The organism is Micromonospora sp. CNZ295, from assembly GCF_004217535.1.
Genome location: NZ_SHKZ01000001.1, coordinates 2,113,479 through 2,129,961, shown reverse-complemented (window position 1 = coordinate 2,129,961; position 16,483 = coordinate 2,113,479). Strand labels below are relative to the sequence as shown.

The 16,483-nt window shown below is 70.1% G+C and carries 9 protein-coding genes; 3 read left to right on the top strand and 6 right to left on the bottom strand.

What is annotated here, in order from left to right; translation table 11 throughout:
- Positions 1–60: 60 nt before the first annotated feature.
- From EV376_RS10130 to EV376_RS10110, 5 genes are all read right to left on the bottom strand, one after another.
- Positions 61–1,407, bottom strand: a complete 1,347-nt coding sequence (locus EV376_RS10130; protein WP_486482884.1) for an AAA domain-containing protein — start codon at positions 1,405–1,407, stop codon at positions 61–63.
- A 5-nt stretch (positions 1,408–1,412) separates the two neighbouring features.
- Entirely contained in the window at positions 1,413–3,743 is a 2,331-nt protein-coding gene (locus tag EV376_RS10125) for a DUF262 domain-containing protein (RefSeq protein ID WP_130322046.1), read from the bottom strand.
- Positions 3,744–3,806: 63 nt separating this feature from the next.
- Positions 3,807–5,321, bottom strand: a complete 1,515-nt coding sequence (locus EV376_RS10120) for a hypothetical protein (protein WP_130322044.1) — start codon at positions 5,319–5,321, stop codon at positions 3,807–3,809.
- A complete protein-coding gene (locus EV376_RS10115; RefSeq protein ID WP_130322042.1) occupies positions 5,318–6,448 on the bottom strand; it encodes a hypothetical protein in 1,131 nt (376 codons plus the stop codon). Before EV376_RS10115 ends, EV376_RS10120 begins: the two co-directional genes overlap by 4 nt.
- Positions 6,445–7,173, bottom strand: coding sequence for a hypothetical protein (locus EV376_RS10110; protein WP_130322040.1), 729 nt, complete (start codon positions 7,171–7,173; stop codon positions 6,445–6,447). The genes EV376_RS10115 and EV376_RS10110 overlap by 4 nt, the downstream gene beginning before the upstream one ends.
- Before the next feature lie 148 nt (positions 7,174–7,321).
- Between EV376_RS10110 and EV376_RS10105 the strand changes: the two genes are divergently transcribed.
- Together EV376_RS10105 and EV376_RS10100 are read left to right on the top strand one after the other, a co-directional pair.
- Positions 7,322–9,808 (top strand): AAA family ATPase, encoded by a 2,487-nt coding sequence (locus tag EV376_RS10105; protein ID WP_165437974.1) that lies wholly within the window; start codon positions 7,322–7,324, stop codon positions 9,806–9,808.
- A complete protein-coding gene (locus EV376_RS10100; RefSeq protein ID WP_130322036.1) occupies positions 9,805–10,203 on the top strand; it encodes a hypothetical protein in 399 nt (132 codons plus the stop codon). Before EV376_RS10105 ends, EV376_RS10100 begins: the two co-directional genes overlap by 4 nt.
- Positions 10,204–10,212: 9 nt before the next feature.
- On the opposite strand, the gene EV376_RS10095 is transcribed toward EV376_RS10100, so the two are convergent.
- Entirely contained in the window at positions 10,213–13,641 is a 3,429-nt protein-coding gene (locus EV376_RS10095; protein ID WP_130322034.1) for a helicase-related protein, read from the bottom strand.
- A 131-nt stretch (positions 13,642–13,772) separates the two neighbouring features.
- Here EV376_RS10095 and EV376_RS10090 point away from each other — a divergent pair, with 131 nt between their 5' ends.
- A complete protein-coding gene (locus EV376_RS10090; protein ID WP_130322032.1) occupies positions 13,773–16,433 on the top strand; it encodes a DEAD/DEAH box helicase in 2,661 nt (886 codons plus the stop codon).
- Positions 16,434–16,483 lie beyond the last annotated feature (50 nt).

Here is a 16,483-nt window from a genome sequence, read left to right as displayed (position 1 = left end):
TGCTCTGCCGAGGTGAGGGGGCGGTTGCGAGAGGAGAGTCTGAAGGGCTCATCTTTCCGCCTATGCAGAGAGTTGGTGGGTGGACAAGTGGGCCAGAACTGCTTGGTTCGCTTCCCATCCGTCGGGGAACTTCACCGGCACATTGATGTGAACCGGCTCGGTCGAGGGGTGGGCGTCGAGCAGCTCGGCAATCCCTGCTCGGGCTACCACGATGCAGGCCTGCCGGTGCCGAGACGTCAGCACGCAGAGCCGCCCGGACTCCAGATGGAACGCCGTCGCGTCCCGCCGCCCCGACAGCGGGTGCAGCACGATCGTCACGTCGTACTCCCGGCCTTGCAGCCGGTTTGCGGTGTCGACGGTGACGCCGGCCTCGGCCGCGCCGAGGCGGGAGCGGATGGCGGCGACCTGGTCCCGATGCGCAGCGCCGATGGCGATCCGGTCGGGGGTGACGGGGCTCCCACCGGGCTCGCGTTCGGAGACGGCGACCGCTCCGCGTTCCAAAAGCCGGCGCGCCAGGGCGGCGCACGCGGCAGCCGCCTCGGCATCTGTGCGTTGCGTGTGCCGGGCGGGCAGCTCATAGAGCGCCCATCCGCTAGCCGCCGTCCCCAGCGCCGCGTCGACCGGACCGTTCCCGAACCCAGCCGTACTGAACGACAGCGACCGCTCGCCAGGCACCGTGCCGGCCTGGAATCCGGTGAACGGATAGAACGCCTCCGCGACCACCGGCGCGGCCGACGGCGGCAGTCGCCACGACACCGGCAGCCGGTGCACAGGCAGGTCCGGGTTATGCCGCAGCAGAGCGGCGACCGCCGACTGCATCGGGTCCCAGGTGAGGCCGGTCCAGCGCTCGGTCTCGACGGTGGAGAACGGGTCGAGCTGGCCGGGATCGCCGACGAAGAGCGCCCGCTCGAACCGGCCGGCCACGCGAAGCAACGCGTCGGACCGCATCTGGTAAGCCTCGTCGACGATCGCCCAGGGCCAGCAGCCCTCCGACACCATCGACCACTTCGCGGCCGTACCGATGATGATCGACGGACCACCGAGGTCGGCGACCTTGGCGGCGACCCGGACCGTCGCGTACCGCTTGATCCGCTCGGTGGCGCTGTAGTCGTTCGCCGAGAGGCGGCCGATGTGCAGGTCGGGCGCCTGCTGGGCGAGCCGGTCGATCAGGTCGTCGACCTGCTCGTTGGTCTGGGCGATGACGATCAGCGGCTCGCCAGCGCGGGCAAGCTCGATGGCGGCGCGGACGACCAGGGTCGACTTGCCGGCGCCGGGCGGCGAGTCGACCACCACGCCCCGGTGCTCGCGGGAATGCAGGTCGGCCAGCACCTCAGTGATGACCTGCTCGGCTTGAGCCGACGGCGATACCGCCGGCTGTCGCGGAAGCAGCAGGTTGCTGACGGCCATGGACGTCATCGCGCCTCGTACTCGAACTGCTGCAGGCGGGTGCGAGCGACCTCCAGCTCGGCGGGATCGAACAGCCACTCGAACTCCGGCTTGGTCACCAGAGCCTCTACCGTCAGGTCGAGCCGGCCACGTTCCCAAAGCGCCACGAACCCGTCCGACACCACCGGGCTGGCGAGCAGTTTCTTCGCGGTGGAGATACTTCCGTGCTCGGCGAGCATGCTGAGGAAGAGCGTCGCGTTGTAGCCGGCCTCGTCACGCGCCGCCACATACAGGTGCCGCATTGCCCGGTCGAAGTCGGCGCCGGTGCCGCCGGGCGCGGCCTGCGCCGGCACGGTGGCCGACGCCCGGTCATCCGTCGGCGTTGCATCCTCGACGGTCAAATCCTCCGGGCCGACGTGGTCGTCGTCCTCTGACAGTCCCGCCGCCTGCTCGTTGCGCCGGGCCACGTAGCCGAGGAGCGCGTCTACCGAGGTGAACACCTCGTATCCGAGCTCCTCCATACGCGGCAGGTCGGGGTTGGCGTCGAGTTCCAACACCACCGGGTTGCCGAGACCTGGCTGAAGACCGTCCGGCCAGAACGCCTCCGCCACCCCCAGGACACGACCCGTCGTCGGGTCGGCGATTTCGCTGTCCAGCGCGGGTTCGGCACAGCCGGCGGCGGTCAGCTCGTCGACCAGCGCCTTGATCTGGCGGGCGCGGACGTCGTCGTCCTCCTCGGCCACCACGACCACCGGTCGCAGCGGCTCGGCCGTCGGCTTGGTCCCGTCACGCAGGCTGGCGAGGAAGCCATTGGCGGCCTCGGCCAACAGCTCTCGACGGGCAGCCAGGAACTCGCGGTAGCGGTCGAGACGCCAGAGCTGCGGGTCGGTGGGGATCCACTGCGATTCGAGCGCGCCCGGGTGCTTCTGCTGGGTCTCGGCGAAGTAATCCTCCGGCGCCCGCTTGCCGATCGCCAGGTTGGTCTGCTGCGTCAGGAATGAGAAGTTCGCGACCGCGTTGACCTCGGAGCGACCGTAGCCGTGCTTGTAGAGCAGCGCCTTCGGGAAGATGTGGTGCACCTGCAGCGACGTGAGGTAGCCGAGCATCTCGGCTCGGAGCTCGAGCCCGGAGCCGAAATCGCGGGCGCCGAGCACGCGGGTGAGCAGGTACAGCAGCGGGTAGAAGCGCGAACCGCGGCCGAATCCTTCGAAGTCCTGACCATCGATGACGAGGTTGCCACCGCGCCAGCGACTGAGGCTGGTGATCAGGCCGTCGATCCCGCTGCGGGCAACGGTCTCGTAGTCCTGAGTCAGGATCGTCTCGGTCGAGCCGGCGAAGCGTCCCCAGAGCGCCGCGTGCACATACCAGAAGAGCAGCCGGTCGCGCTGGGTGGCGTCGGTGAACGAACCGCCGTTGAGGTGCAGGAAGCGAGAGATCACCGGGAAGGCGTAGCGGCCCATCAGCACGCGGTCGTGGTCGAGGCCGAGCCGCCCGGAGATCACGTCGAGGAATCCGCTGATGTAGTGCTCGCTGGAGGTCAGCGCCTGGGCGAAATCCGCCGAACTCACGCCCTCCAGGGCCTCGAACTGGGCGCGGCCGGTCGCCACGGCGTTGACGTTGCGCAGCAGCCAGTCGAGGTTGAACTGGAATCCCGCGGTCGACCAGGTGCTGAGGTGCTTGCGCATGGTGGAGCGAGCTTCGGGCCAGTCGGCGCAGATCTTCGCCAGGGCCAGGTCACCCTTGGAAAGCTTGGTGCCGCCGGAGTTGACGCGGTTGAAGATGTCGACCACGACCTCGACGCCCTTGTCGGCTCCGGTGATCTTCTCCTGGTGGAACTCGCGCTCGAGGATGTTGCGCAGCCGGATGAGACGGCCCATGTACGTGGCGAAATGCGGCATGGTGGCCGGATCGGCGGAGAGCTTGCCGATGTGCGGCTCGATGCCGTCGACGAAGAGCTCGGTGACGTCGACCCAGGTCGGGTCGTCCTTCATCTTGGCCGGCGCGTAGAACTCGAAGGTCTCCTCTTCGACGTTGAACCGCAGTCCGGTGAAGGCCGCCGGGTCGCCCTCGAAGAAGGCCGGCGGCTGGCCGCGCACCACCCCGTAAAGGGAGGTGATTCGCTGCTGACCGTCCAGGAGCAGCTGCTTGATCCCGCCACCAGCCTTGCTGTTGCCGCGCACCGACCCGTGGTCGGCTTCGGTCTCCCAAACCAGCAGCGCACCGACCGGATAGCCGAGATATAGCGAGCGCATCAGGCCGCGGACCTGGTCGCGGTTCCACACGTAGCCGCGCTGGAACTCGGGCAGCAGCACAGTTCCCGAGTCGATCTGGTCGAGGATCGTGCCCAACTTGCTCATGTCAGCTCCCCCACGGATCTGAACGTCTGGTCGTTATGTAGTGCTGCGGTGGATCAGGTTGGGTCAGGACCACTCTTCGCGGGCGTCCTCGGCGGTCGGGGCACCGTCGTCGAACGGTGCCGGCGGGCCGCCGTGGGTCCACGGCGTCTCCTCCCGGGTCGGGAAGGCGCCCGCCGGGAAGAAGGAGTCGGTCAGCGTGGTGTAGCAGAGCCGCTCCCCCACCTCCGGCACGCTGCCCGGCGGCGGAGTAAGGGACGACCCCATCCCACCGGTCAGCTCCAGCATCACCGCAGTGGTCCCGTCGTCGTTACGGGCGATCGACACGACCTTGGCCTTCTGGTTGCTGGGCCGGTCGGGCGAGTACAGCGTCGTGCCCGGAATGACCAGCACCGGATCGGCCGTCGTCACCGTGATCAACGGGCGCAGCACGCGGCGCTTGCCGCTGCTGTCCACCCGCGTCGGGTCGGCGGCCGTCACCTCGCCGACGAACGCCTCCCCGGTGAGCCGGTAGTCGGCCATCACCATCGGGTCGTCGTAGGCGCGCTGCACGTCGTACGAGGCTTGCGCCCGTTCCAGCCGGTGCAGCCGCTGCGCGGCGGCCACCGCCCCGTCGCGTCGCGGCTGCGGGAGGCCGCCGTCGTCCAGGTACGAGCAGAAGTTGGTGAAGGTGTCCCGGTCCTCGGCCCAGCGGCCGGTGACCCGCGATCCGGCCGGCAGCTCGTGCAGCAGCGCGACGGCCTGCCACATCAGCCGCCAGGTCGGTTCGAGCTGCTCGCACAGAATCGCCTCCAGCTCGGCACGCCGCCGGTCGACCAGCGAGTCGGCGGCGACCGCCCGGTCGTAGGCGGCCATCGCCGACGCGAGGACCTCGTTGTCGAAGCTCGGGTCGGTGGTCGGGCCGGCCGGCGGCGAGGTGACCGGGTCCTCCGCAAGAGCGGCGGCCTCCGGGCCGGTCATCCCGTCCGGCGGTTCGATCCACGCCATGAGGGCGGCGAGCTGGGCGTCTTCCATTGGGCTCTGGCCGGTGGCCCAGTGCAGGGTGAGCGCCTGGGTCATCGCCAGCAGCGCCGAGGATCCCGGGTGCTCGGCGCGGTCGGCGAACCAGGTGAGCCAGCGGCCGAGCAGCGGCACCGACGGGTGCACCGGGTAGTCGCCGTCGGTGCGCCGGAACCGGGTGGAGCGACCGAAGAGCCGGGTGAAGGCGACGCCGCCGCGGTTCGGTACGAGCAGCTGCGGCGCGTTCGCGTACCGGACCCGGATGTCCTTGCCCCGGTTCACGGACACCGCCTCCGCGTCACCACGGAAGCTGTCCACATAGGACAGCAACACTGCGGCCAGCGAAGCGGCGAAGGCGAAGCGCTGGTCCCGGTTCCGCGGCTGCGGCACGATCAGCAGCGTCGGCTTGTCCGGGTCGTCGCCGACCATCGCGGCGAGCGGCGCGTTGGCCTCGCCGGCCATGGTGAGCGGGATGAACACCAGCGGACGGTCGGCGACGTGCAGGTGCCGGACCAGGGTGATCCGCTGCGCGCGTTCCGCGACGACGGCTTCGGCGCGGGCCAGGCTGGTGAGCGTACTCATCCGGCCACCCCGCTGAGCAGCTCGGCCCGCAGCCGGGCGGCGGCGCGCAACAGCTCCGCGGCCTCCGCCTGGTCCTCGGCGGGCGCCCGCTCGTCGCGGGCGATGGCCAGCGCCGTCTCCACCCGCTCGATGCCGCCGAGCTCCTCGCGCACCGACTTGCCGAGGGCGGCGGTGCAGCCGCGGGCTTCGTGCCGGCAGAAGTACGCCAACTCGCAGGCAGCCAGGCACTCAGGCGAGTACCGGGCCTCGACGTCGTGCAGCGTGTCGATCAGCGACTGCGGGGAGCGGGTCGGTACACCCGTGTCGTCGGCCTCCAGGTCGAAGCTGAGCGTGGCCGGCAGCTCCGCGAGCAGCGCGTCGATCCGGGTCATCCGGGACAGCTGCCGGCGCAGCACGGCTAGCTGCTTGCGGACGTCGACCAGGACCGCCATCGGCAGGTTGGAGAAGTCGCGGGGGCAGACCAGCACGACGTCGTGCGAGACGATCTCCGGGTCGTGACCGGCGTCTTCGAGCAGCTTGCGCATGGCCAGCACGTACACGGCGGACTGGATCGCGGCGGCGGCCACCTTGCCGGGGTCGGCCTGGCCGTCGATGACGGCGAAGCTCTTGATCTCGACGACGTGGAACCGGCCGGCGTGCTGGAACGCGATCAGATCCGGCTCGAGGTAGGCCTGCTGACCGGCGACGTCGAGCCGCAGCAGCGGGTGGTCGAAGAGCGTGCCGGCCCGGTCGGGCTCGGCGGCGGCGCGGGTGAGCAGGGTGCGGGCGCGCGCGTACCGGACGTCGTTGCCCTCTCGTCCGGCGACCGACTCCAGGTCGTCGTAGGCGACCTCCTGGATCTCCAGGTCGAGCAGCTCGCGCAGCAGCCGCAGCAGTTCGGCGCAGCCGTTGGCCTTGACCTGCGCCTCGAAGGCGTTGCCCCGGGTGATGGCGAACTGGGACTGGCCGAACCGGGCCGGGTGGTCGATGTACGCGGCGAGGCGCTGCTTGTCGACGCCGGCGCAGTCCAGCACGGCCCGGCGCGCGCAGCCCGGGTTGTTGGTGAGGGCCGCGATGGTGCGGGCGTTGTGCCGGGCCGGGGCGACGCCGCCGCGGATGGTGGCCAGACGCTGCGCGAGGTCGGTCACGCCAGCCCCCGGATGACGCGCAGGCGGCTGCCGTAGAGCTGCTCCGCCTCGTCCAGCCGGCGGGCGCGGTCGGCCGCCGCGGCGCGGTCGGCCCGGTCGGCGTCCGCGTGGACGGCCAGCTCGGCCTGGGCGGCCTTGATGACGATCGCCGGGTCGACGGCCTCGAAGCCGTCGACGGCGCCGGGGATGCTGGTGGCGAACCGGCGGAGCAGGCGAGCCACCGTGAGGGTCTGCTCCGGCATCCGAGCAGCCTGCTCCGCGACCTTGATGGTGGCTGTCAGAAAGTCGACACGAGGGCTCAGCGGCCCGATGATGCGCCGCTCCAGCGGCCAGGTCGACACGGCGAGCAGGCCGCGGGCCGGCGCGAGATGCTCGGCGGTCAGGGCGGAGCAGAGATAGTACGGCCGGGAGTACGGGGCGGTGCGGAACGAGCGCTCCTCGTCGCGGCGCAGATGGGTCAGCTTGCCGGGAAGGAGGCCGGGACCGGCGGCGCCGAAGAAGGCGTTGTGCACCTCGGCGATCAGCTTCGGGGCGGCCGGGGCGGAGAGCAGGGTGAGGGCGTGGTGGACCTGGTCGCGCATCGACACCAGGGGCGCCTCGATCCGAACAGACTGGCTGTCCGTCTCGGCCCGGTCGGCGAGGTCGGTGATGGCCAGCTCCCAGTCACGCTCGGCGGCTCGCAGTTCGGCGCGCAGCGCCTTGACACGAGCCGTGTCGCGCGCCACCACCGCTCGTCGGACCGCCGCTCGTAGGTCGTCTATCCGACCTTCGAGGTCTTCTATGGACTCCGCCACGACGAGCATGCTACAAGTTCCAGTGTTTCCCAGCAATCCCCCGTAACCAGGATTGTTGATAAGCGGAACACTACTTACGGTGACGCCTGGAAGGGAGACCCGGATGGGCTGGGACCAGTCGCTACTCGACCAGGTTTTCGACCGGTTGGCCGAAGACGACGTGTCCGATGCGGTGGTCGACCTCGTGCTCGCGGCCTACGTCGGAGACGAGGCGCTCAGCGGCGTCCTCGCCGGCGAGCCCGTCGACCTGCCGGAGCGGGATCCGACTCAACGGTCCCGCCCGCAGCCGCTCTACCTGGAGTCCATCACCGTCGCCGGCTTCCGCGGCGTCGGTCCACAGCAGAGCCTCCGGTTGCAGCCACACGCCGGCCTCACCCTCGTCGTCGGCCGCAACGGCTCCGGCAAGTCCAGCTTCGCCGAAGCCGTGGAGCTCGCCCTCACCGGCGACAGCGCCCGCTGGGCCGACCGCAACAACGTCTTCAAGGACGGTTGGCGCAACCTCCACCACGGGTCGCCCTGCGAGATCGAGGTCCAGCTCCGCGCCGAGGGAGCCAGCAAACCCATTCGGGTACGCCGGACCTGGCGCGACGAGCACACCGACGCCGGCCAGGGCACCGGCAGCGTCCTGGCCGACGACGGGCAGCGCTACCCCGGGACGGCGGAGCTGGGGTGGCGCAAGCCGCTCGACGCGTACCGGCCGTTCCTGACCGCGAGCGACCTCGGCCGGCTCATCACCTCCAGGCCCAGCGGTCTCTTCGACGCGCTGGCGCCGATCCTCGGCATGGACCCCCTCGTCGAGGCCGACGGGCGGCTGATGCGTGTCCGCCGGACGCTGAACGACCAGATCAGCGCGGTCAAGGCGGCCCGCGCCGCCCTGTGTGACGCGCTGAGTGTCGTCGACGACCAGCGGACCCAGGCCGCGGCCACGCTCCTGGCGAAACGGACTGTCGACCTCGACGCTCTCGACCAGTTACTCGCCGGCGCCGGCAGCGACACCACCGACCCGGTGGCGGTCGCGGCCCGGCGCCTGGTCGCCGCCGCCCTCCCCGACACGGGGTACGCCGCCGAGGTGGCGGACGAACTCGCCGCCGCCACAGCGCAGGCCGCCGGCCTCACCACCACCCGTGCCGGCACCGCCGAGCAGGCCGCACAGTTGCTGCGGATGGCGGTCGCCTTCCACAACGACCACGGCGACGGCAGCTGCCCGGTGTGCGGCGCCGGCACGCTCGACGCCGCCTGGCGCACTCGCGCCGACGAGACCCTGGCCCAGTTGCGGCGCGACACGGTCGCGGTCGAGGAGGCGCACCGGCGGCTGCGGGAGGCGCAGGCCCGAGCCGTACGGCTGCTCGACCTGGACCGGCGGATCAGCATCCACGACCTGGACGCGATGGCCGGTGCACTCGACCAGCCGGAGGCGGTGAAGCGCTACCGGGCCAGGGTCGACGACCTCTGTGCCGACGCGGCCTCGCTTCCTCCCGATCAGCTCGCGGCGCGCCTGCGGACCGCGCACCCGCCGCTGCTCGAGGCGTTCACCGAGCTGCAGGAGCTGACGGGTGCGTGGCTGCGGCAGCGGCACGACGCCTGGCGCGAGCACGCCGTCGCGCTGCAGGGCTGGCTCGGCCAGGCGCGGGCCGGCATCGAGAACGAGGCGAAACTCAAGCTGGTCAACGCCGCCCGGGACTGGTTGAAGACCGCGCTGGCCGCGCTGCGCGACCAACGGTTCGCACCGTTCGCGCAGCGCTCGCAGCAGATCTGGGAGGAGCTGCGACAGGAGAGCAACGTCGAGCTGAGCGGGATGCGACTCGACGGCACCAACACCCGCCGGAAGATCTCCTTCCCGGCGAAGGTCGACGGCACCGACACCTCGGCGATGGCCGTCATGAGCCAGGGCGAGCTGCAGGCGCTCGGCCTGTCGGTGTTCCTCCCCCGCGCCTGCGCCGACGACAGCCCGTTCCGGTTCGTCATCATCGACGACCCGGTCCAGAGCATGGACCCGTCGAAGGTCGACGGCCTGGCGCAGGTGCTCGCCGGCCTCGCCGAGACCCGGCAGGTCGTGGTTTTCACGCACGACAACCGGCTGCCCGAGGCGGTACGCCGACTGCGCATCGACGCCACCATCTGGGCGGTCACCCGCCGCGACGGGTCGGAGGTCGAGATCCGCAAGAACAGCGACCCGGTCGACCGGTACCTCGCCGACGCCACAGCGATCCTCCGGGCCGAGGAGCTAACCGACAACGCGCGGTATCCACTGGTGTCCGGCTTCTGCCGATCGGCGCTCGAAGCGGCCTGCCATGAACGGATCCGGCGGGAGCGCATCGCGCGAGGCGAGCGGCACGGCGACGTCGAAGAGCTCATCGAGAAGGCGCTGACGCTCAACCAGGTGACCGCGCTGGCGCTGTTCGGAGACCTGCACCAGGGCGGCAAGGTGTTCAACCGCCTCAACCAGTACGGCCGCTGGGCCGGCGATGCGTTCCGCGCCTGCAAGGAAGGCGTCCACGGGCCGGGCAGTTTCGACCTCGAGATCCTCGTCCGCGACTGCCGCCGACTCGCCAAGGAGCTGCGATGACGGCTGTCACCTCGCCGCAGGACTGCCTCGCCGCCGCCGACAAGCTGCTCACCAGCGTCGTACGCGGCACCCGCGGCGCCTGGCCGCGGGCCTGCGCCTGGCTGCTCCGGCTCGCCCTCGAGGCCGCCATGGACGACTACTGGCGGCGGTTCCGCCCGGAGGTCGCCTCGATGCGCGCCCGGTCACCGCAGTTCCTTATCCTCGACCGCCACGCCGGCCGGCAGCTCGCCGCCCGCGCCGGCTACGCGTGGGCGGCGCTGTCCCGGGCAGGCCACCACCACTGCTACGAACTCGGGCTCACCGCCGGTGAACTACGACGCCTGCGGGACACGGTCGCGACGGTGATCAGCGACCTCGCTCGTGCCGAGGCAACCAGCAGCCGCCGGTCGACCTAGCGCCGTCAATCAGAAGGGCGTCATGCCGGCGTTCCACGTCCTCGACCAACTGACCCGCAGGCCGGTCCCATCCAGATCCCCGACGTCCACGCCCGGGAACGGGTCGGCGACGTACCGCACCTGGTCGTACTCGGGGCCGGCCGTGCTCACGGTGACCAGGGCGAGCCGATAGTGCGGGGCGGCATTCTTGCCGGTGACGATCTCGTTGTGGGTGACGTGGAAGTCCTCGGCTCCCTGGAACCGTGCCTTGACCTCGATGCGAATCGAGGGGCCGCCGTCGGCGGGGATGGAGAGTACGTCGTAGCCGGGGTTGTGGAAGCTCTGCTCCTGCGGCTTTCGGCCGAGAGAACGCTCGGCGGCAAGGACCAGATCGATTCCACGCCGCTCGACGGAATTCGTCTCTGAGGCATGGATCGGGGCATCCGCTGGGATCTCGCTACCGACCAGAGATAGCGGCAACACGAGAGCTGCGGTCATGATCCGGGGCGGCTTCGTGGCCAACTGGGCCTGCCGGTCCAGCAGCGCCAGACGGCTCTCCCGGCGAGCCTGGAGGTCCTGTGCCTTGCGGATGAGGCTGTCGGAACTCTCCTTCGGCTTGATGCCGGCCTGCTCCTTCTCCTGGGCGGCGACGGCCTCGTCGATGAGCCGGTTCGACTCATGCGCCAGCCGCTGGTCGACCCGCTTCCGGGTCCGTTCGGTCTCCGCGAGCCGGCGGGGCGAGACCTCGGCGAGGTACTGCTTGAGCTGGTGGCCGATGATCCAGGTCCTCGCCCGGGACTCGGCCTCACCGAGCCACGCCAGCTTCGTCGCTGCGGCCACGGCCGGGGTGCGCGGAGCGGGTACGCAGTCCAGGTACGGCGCCGGGCCGGCGGGCGTGACCTCTCCGGCGGCGTCGACGTAGGCGTAGCCGAACCGCCGGGCGATCGACTCCCCGGTGCCGTCGACGACCTCCTCCACCACGCCGACCAGCAGCGTCGGCTCCTCGACCTGCGGCGAGACCAGGACGGTGCCGCGCTCGAGCGAGGGTCGGAGCTGGGTGATGGTGAGCTCGGCAACGGCGTCGTGGAGCGGATGACCTGGAGCGAGCAGGTCGGCACGCGGCTTGTCGTCGACGTCGATGCGATCGAGGTCGAACGTGACTCGCTCGTAGCGGTTGGCCACGGGGCCGTGCCTGGTGACGGCGCGGATGGCCGCGGGCACGTGGCTGATCTCGTAGCGGCCGCGTTCACGTCTGGTGAGCCGGCCGCCGAGGCGCTGAAACGCGAGGCGGAAGGCCAACTCGACGTAGTGCGGCTGCAGCCGCCGGGCGCGAGCCTCCTCCATGAGGCGCTGCATCTGGGTCAGGTCGGCGTCCGACATGGCGTCGTGGGTGAGGGCGCGTTCCTCGAGGAGCTCCTGAACGCCGTGGGCGACCGAGGCGTCGATGACCTGCTCCATCTTGGCGCGGGTCTCGGGCAGGTCGCCGTAACGGATGGCCTCGACCAGCAACTCTCGTAGCGGCGTCTCGTCGAAGGCCGACCCGAGAACGTCGAAGACCTTGCCGCCGTAGGCCTTGCGCTGCTCCTCGACCTTCTGCAGCAGCCGCGTGAACACCTCGCCCTCGCGGGTGTTGGCCGCGACCAGGTTCCAGAGGCGGCACACCTCGGTCTGGCCGATGCGGTGGACGCGTCCGAAGCGCTGCTCGATGCGGTTGGGGTTCCACGGGAGGTCGTAGTTGACCATCAGGTGGGCGGCCTGAAGGTTGAGCCCCTCGCCGGCGGCGTCGGTCGCCAGAAGCACCTGACAGGTCGGGTTCTTGGTGAACTCCTCGGTGATGGTCCGTCGGTCGGCGCGCCGCACACCACCGTGAATGGCCTGCACCGTCTCCGGCCTCCCGAAGAGCGAGCGGATCTTGCGGGCGAGGTAGTTCAGGGTGTCGCGGTGCTCGGTGAAGATGATCAGCTTGCGGGCCTTCTCCGCGCCCGGGTGGATGAGGCGGTTGTCCTTGAGGATCTTGCGCAGCTCGACCCACTTGCGATCGGTGTCGAGGTTACGGACCCGGCGGGCGACGTGGATCAACTCGTCGAGGTCGGCCAGCTCGACGTTGAGCTCCTCGATGGTGCGGGCCGCCGTGGCCGAGTCCAGCAGCTCCTCCTCGAGCTGCTCGACCTCCTCGGCGCTGTGCTCGTCGTCGTCCAGGTCGCGCAGGTCGATCGGGGCGGGCTCGTCACTCACGCCACGGCCGCGGATGAGGTCGTCACGGCGACGCTTGAGTCGCTCGGCGCGCCGAACGAGCGACTGGTAGATCGCCTCCGGGCTGGAGGCCAGGCGACGCTGCAGCACCGTGAGCGCGAAGCCCACGGTGTTGCGGCGTTTGTCGTCCAGCCGGGCGGCCCGGTTCATCCCCTCCCGCACGTACTCGGTGACGCGTTCGTAGAGGTCCTGCTCGTCGGTGGTCAGCTCGTAGGGCACGGTCTGGGCGATGCGCTCGGGGAACAGCGGCTTGCCCTCGAAGGTGAGCAGATCCTCCTTCACCATGCGCCGCATCAGCCCGCTGGTGTCCGGATTGTGAACGCCGGCCTTGAACTTGCCCTCGAAGCCGTCACGCTCCAACAGCGTGAGGAAGAGCTGGAAGTCCTCCTCCTTGCCGGCGTGCGGGGTGGCCGTCATCAGCAGCAGGTGACGAGTGCGGTCGCGTAGCCGCTCGCCGAGCTGGAAGCGCCGGGTCTTGTTCAGCTTGCCGCCGAAGTAGTGCGCACCCATCCGGTGGGCCTCGTCCACGACGACCAGGTCGAACTCGGCGTCGTCGAGCTGGGCCGTCAGGTCCTCGTTGCGCGCGAGCTGGTCCATGCGCGCGATGAGCAACGGGTACTGCTCGAACACGTTCGACCCGAGCGCGGCGTCGACCATGGCCGTGGTGAGGATGTCGAACCGCAGGCCGAACTTGAAGAACAGTTCGTCCTGCCACTGGTCGACCAGTCCACCGGGCGCGACGATCAGGCAGCGCTTCACGTCGTCGCGGAGCAGAAGCTCCTTGACGTACAGCCCGGCCATGATCGTCTTGCCGGCGCCCGGGTCGTCGGCCAGCAGGAACCGCAGCGGCGTCCGGTCGAGCATCTCGCCGTACACGGCCCGGATCTGGTGAGGCAACGGCTGCACGTCGCTCGTGGCCACCGCCAACATCGGGTCGAACAACCCCGCCAGAGAGATCCGCTGAGCCTCAGCGACCAGCCGGAACTCGTCGGCATCGGCGTCGAACGGCCGGCTGCCCGCATCGGAGGCCCTCAGCTTGGCCTCGTCGGCCCGGAAGAGCACCTGCTGGCGCAGGCCCCCGTTGAGCGTCTTGAAGGTCAGCTCCAGAGCGTCCGGGCCGTGCCACTGCGCGGCGATCACCGAGACCGTCTCACCGGGCACCACCCCGGCCACCCGGACACCGGCCGCCAGATCCTCAAGCCTCACCGACTACCCCCAGATCAACCGCCTGCAGAGCTTACTGACCTGCGCCAACGGCCGGGATCCCTGGAGGTCCCGTCCTGTCGGACGGGTGCCATACCATACGCTCCGCTGACCCATCCGACTTCTGGCGAGGCATGGACAAGACAGAGCGCGAGCAGATTCGCCGCCTCGTGGCGGACCTCAAACAGTGGGGTCTGCAAGCCGCGGATGTGCAGGCCTGGCACCAGGCTGTCCGGGACGCCGCCGGCAGCGGCGAGCGGGAGCTGCGCTCACGCAGTGTCGGAATCGACCGGGCTGGTCAGCCGACCTGGCGCGTAGTGCCACTCTGGGCGAGCGACACCGACATCGTGAGGCGCCTGCGCGAGCGCGCGAACCTCCCGGGGACGACGGCCGACGACTCGGCCTTGCTGCGGCTGCTCACCAAGGATGTGCCGAGCGCCATCGCCGACGTCAGCCGGCTGCTCAACGTGCGTCGCTTCTTCCTCGGGTCGGCGCGGAAGCAGTCGGCGGAGGCCGCCGGTGAGTACCTGCGTCGTCACCACGCGGCAATCACCGGGGTCGGCGCACAGGGTCGTCTGGAGCAGCTCGCCGTCTTCACCGCGCCCGTCGACACGGCACGACTTGAAATCGACGCGCTGCTCGACCCGGCCCTTCGCTTCGATCTCGTCTCCGGGTTGACGGGCCCCGAGCCGGAAATTCTGGACCGGTCGGTCTTCGAGGGCCTGCCGGAGGCGCTGGCCGTCATCGACAAGGTCGTCGCCGGCGAGGCGTCGTACCGCTCGGCTGTGCGCGACGCGGGTGAGAAGGTCAGACGCGCCGAGGTCCAACGGGTCCTGCAGGAGATGCCGGTGGATGCGTTGAAGACCGCCACCCGCGATCGACTCCGGCTGGGGCCGCTCGTCGAGGCGGGCGTCAGCACGGTCCAGGATGTGCTGGAGGTCGGCTCGTCCCTTCAGGCGCTCCCAGGCGTCGGGGAGACGTCCGCACGGCGCATGGTCGGAGCAGCGCAAGCGATCTGGCAGACCACGTACGACGAGATGCCGGTCCGCATCGACATCAGCAACCGCCATCCGGAGACCACCCATCTCCTGCGTTGCCTCGCCGAATGGGACGCGTACCGGCAGACGCGAGGTGCGGCAGCCGATCTGCAGCGCGCCACTGAGCTCGCACCGCTGGGCAAGGCCATCAACCGCAAGACGAGTCACCTCCTCGTGATCCCGACCCGGGCGCTCCCCGCCGCAGCAGTGCGCGAAAGCATCCAGATCGTCAAACGACGGGCCGAACTGCTCGGCATGTCCTCCGCGTCCGCCCCGAGAAGCGTCAGCGCGGACCCGTGGGACGACTTCCTCGCCCGACCCGCCGACTACTTCGCGATGCTCTCTGAGCTCGGGTTCGTCACGGAGGACGACGACTCGGCGCACGGGGATCTCCCGGAGGAGATCATCCAGGCAGTGCGTGACCAGGCACTCAGCGGCGAACACCTGACGGCGTCGCTGCGCGGCTATCAGAGCTTCGCGGCCCGCTTCGCCCTCGTGCAGCGCAAGGTCATCATCGGGGACGAGATGGGCCTCGGTAAGACGGTCGAGGCCCTCGCCGTCCTCGCCCACCTACGCAGCCGCGGGGAGACCCACTTCCTGGTGGTGTCCCCGGCCGCGGTGGTGACCAACTGGGTCCGCGAGGTGACCAGCAAGTCGAAGCTGCGGCCGCACCGCGTCCACGGACCGGGGCGCGACCACGCCGCCCGGGCCTGGGTGCGCGACGGCGGGGTCGCCATCACCACCTACGAGACCCTCGGCTGGTGGGAGCGGGCCCTGAAAAAGCTTCCCGCCCTGGCATGCGTCGTGGTCGACGAAGCCCACTACATCAAGAACCCGTATGCGCAGCGATCCATGAGGACGCAGGAACTCATCGGGCGCGCGGACCGCGCGATCCTGCTCACCGGCACGCCGCTGGAGAACAAGGTCGACGAGTTCCGAAATCTGGCGTCCTACGTACGCCCCGACCTCACCGTCGACGCCACGGACCTCTCGCCGAGGATGTTCCGGCGGCAGGTCGCACCCGCCTATCTGCGCCGCAACCAGGAAGACGTCCTGACCGAGCTCCCGGAACTCATCGAGGTCGAGGAATGGCTGCCCATGTCCACGGCGGACACCTCCCGCTATCGAGCGGCGGTCGAGCATGGGAACTTCATGGAGATGCGCCAGGCCGCCATGCTCCAGGGGCCGCAGTCCGCGAAGCTGCAACGGCTCATCGAGGTCGTCCGTGAGGCGGAGGAGAACGAGCGGCGGGTCATCGTCTTCTCCTACTTCAGGGAGGTGCTGGACCTGGTGGCCCGGTCCCTTCCGGGACCGGTGTTCGGACCCCTGACCGGGTCGGTTCCGGCGAGCCACCGTCAGCAGATCGTGGATCGGTTCGCATCGGCCAAGCACGGCGCCGTTCTCGTCGCGCAGATCGTGGCCGGCGGCGTCGGGCTCAACATCCAGTCCGCGTCCGTCGTCGTCATCTGCGAGCCGCAGCTCAAGCCCACGACGGAGGCCCAGGCCATCGCCCGCGCACACCGGATGGGTCAGGTGCAGTCGGTGCAGGTTCACCGGCTGCTGTCCGAAGACAGTGTCGATCAGCGGATCGTCGAACTGCTCGCCGGGAAGAAGCAGCTCTTCGACGACTTCGCCCGGGTCAGCGACCTGGCCGGTGCCACCCCGGAGGCGGTGGACCTGTCCGAGGCTGAACTCGTCCGAGAGGTCGTGGCCGCCGAACGCCAACGCCTCTTCGAGCGCGCCTCTACTGAGACCTGAGCTTCGCAGCCAGCTTCGCTGTCCCCTACCCGGTGCTGCCGACAGGTGCG

Coding starts and splice junctions, on each gene's coding strand:
- EV376_RS10100 (WP_130322036.1), top strand. CDS start 9,805: ATGACGGCTGTCACCTCGCCGCAGGACTGCCTCGCCGCCGCCGACAAG.
- EV376_RS10090 (WP_130322032.1), top strand. CDS start 13,773: ATGGACAAGACAGAGCGCGAGCAGATTCGCCGCCTCGTGGCGGACCTC.
- EV376_RS10120 (WP_130322044.1), bottom strand. CDS start 5,321: ATGAGTACGCTCACCAGCCTGGCCCGCGCCGAAGCCGTCGTCGCGGAA.
- EV376_RS10125 (WP_130322046.1), bottom strand. CDS start 3,743: ATGAGCAAGTTGGGCACGATCCTCGACCAGATCGACTCGGGAACTGTG.
- EV376_RS10130 (WP_486482884.1), bottom strand. CDS start 1,407: ATGGCCGTCAGCAACCTGCTGCTTCCGCGACAGCCGGCGGTATCGCCG.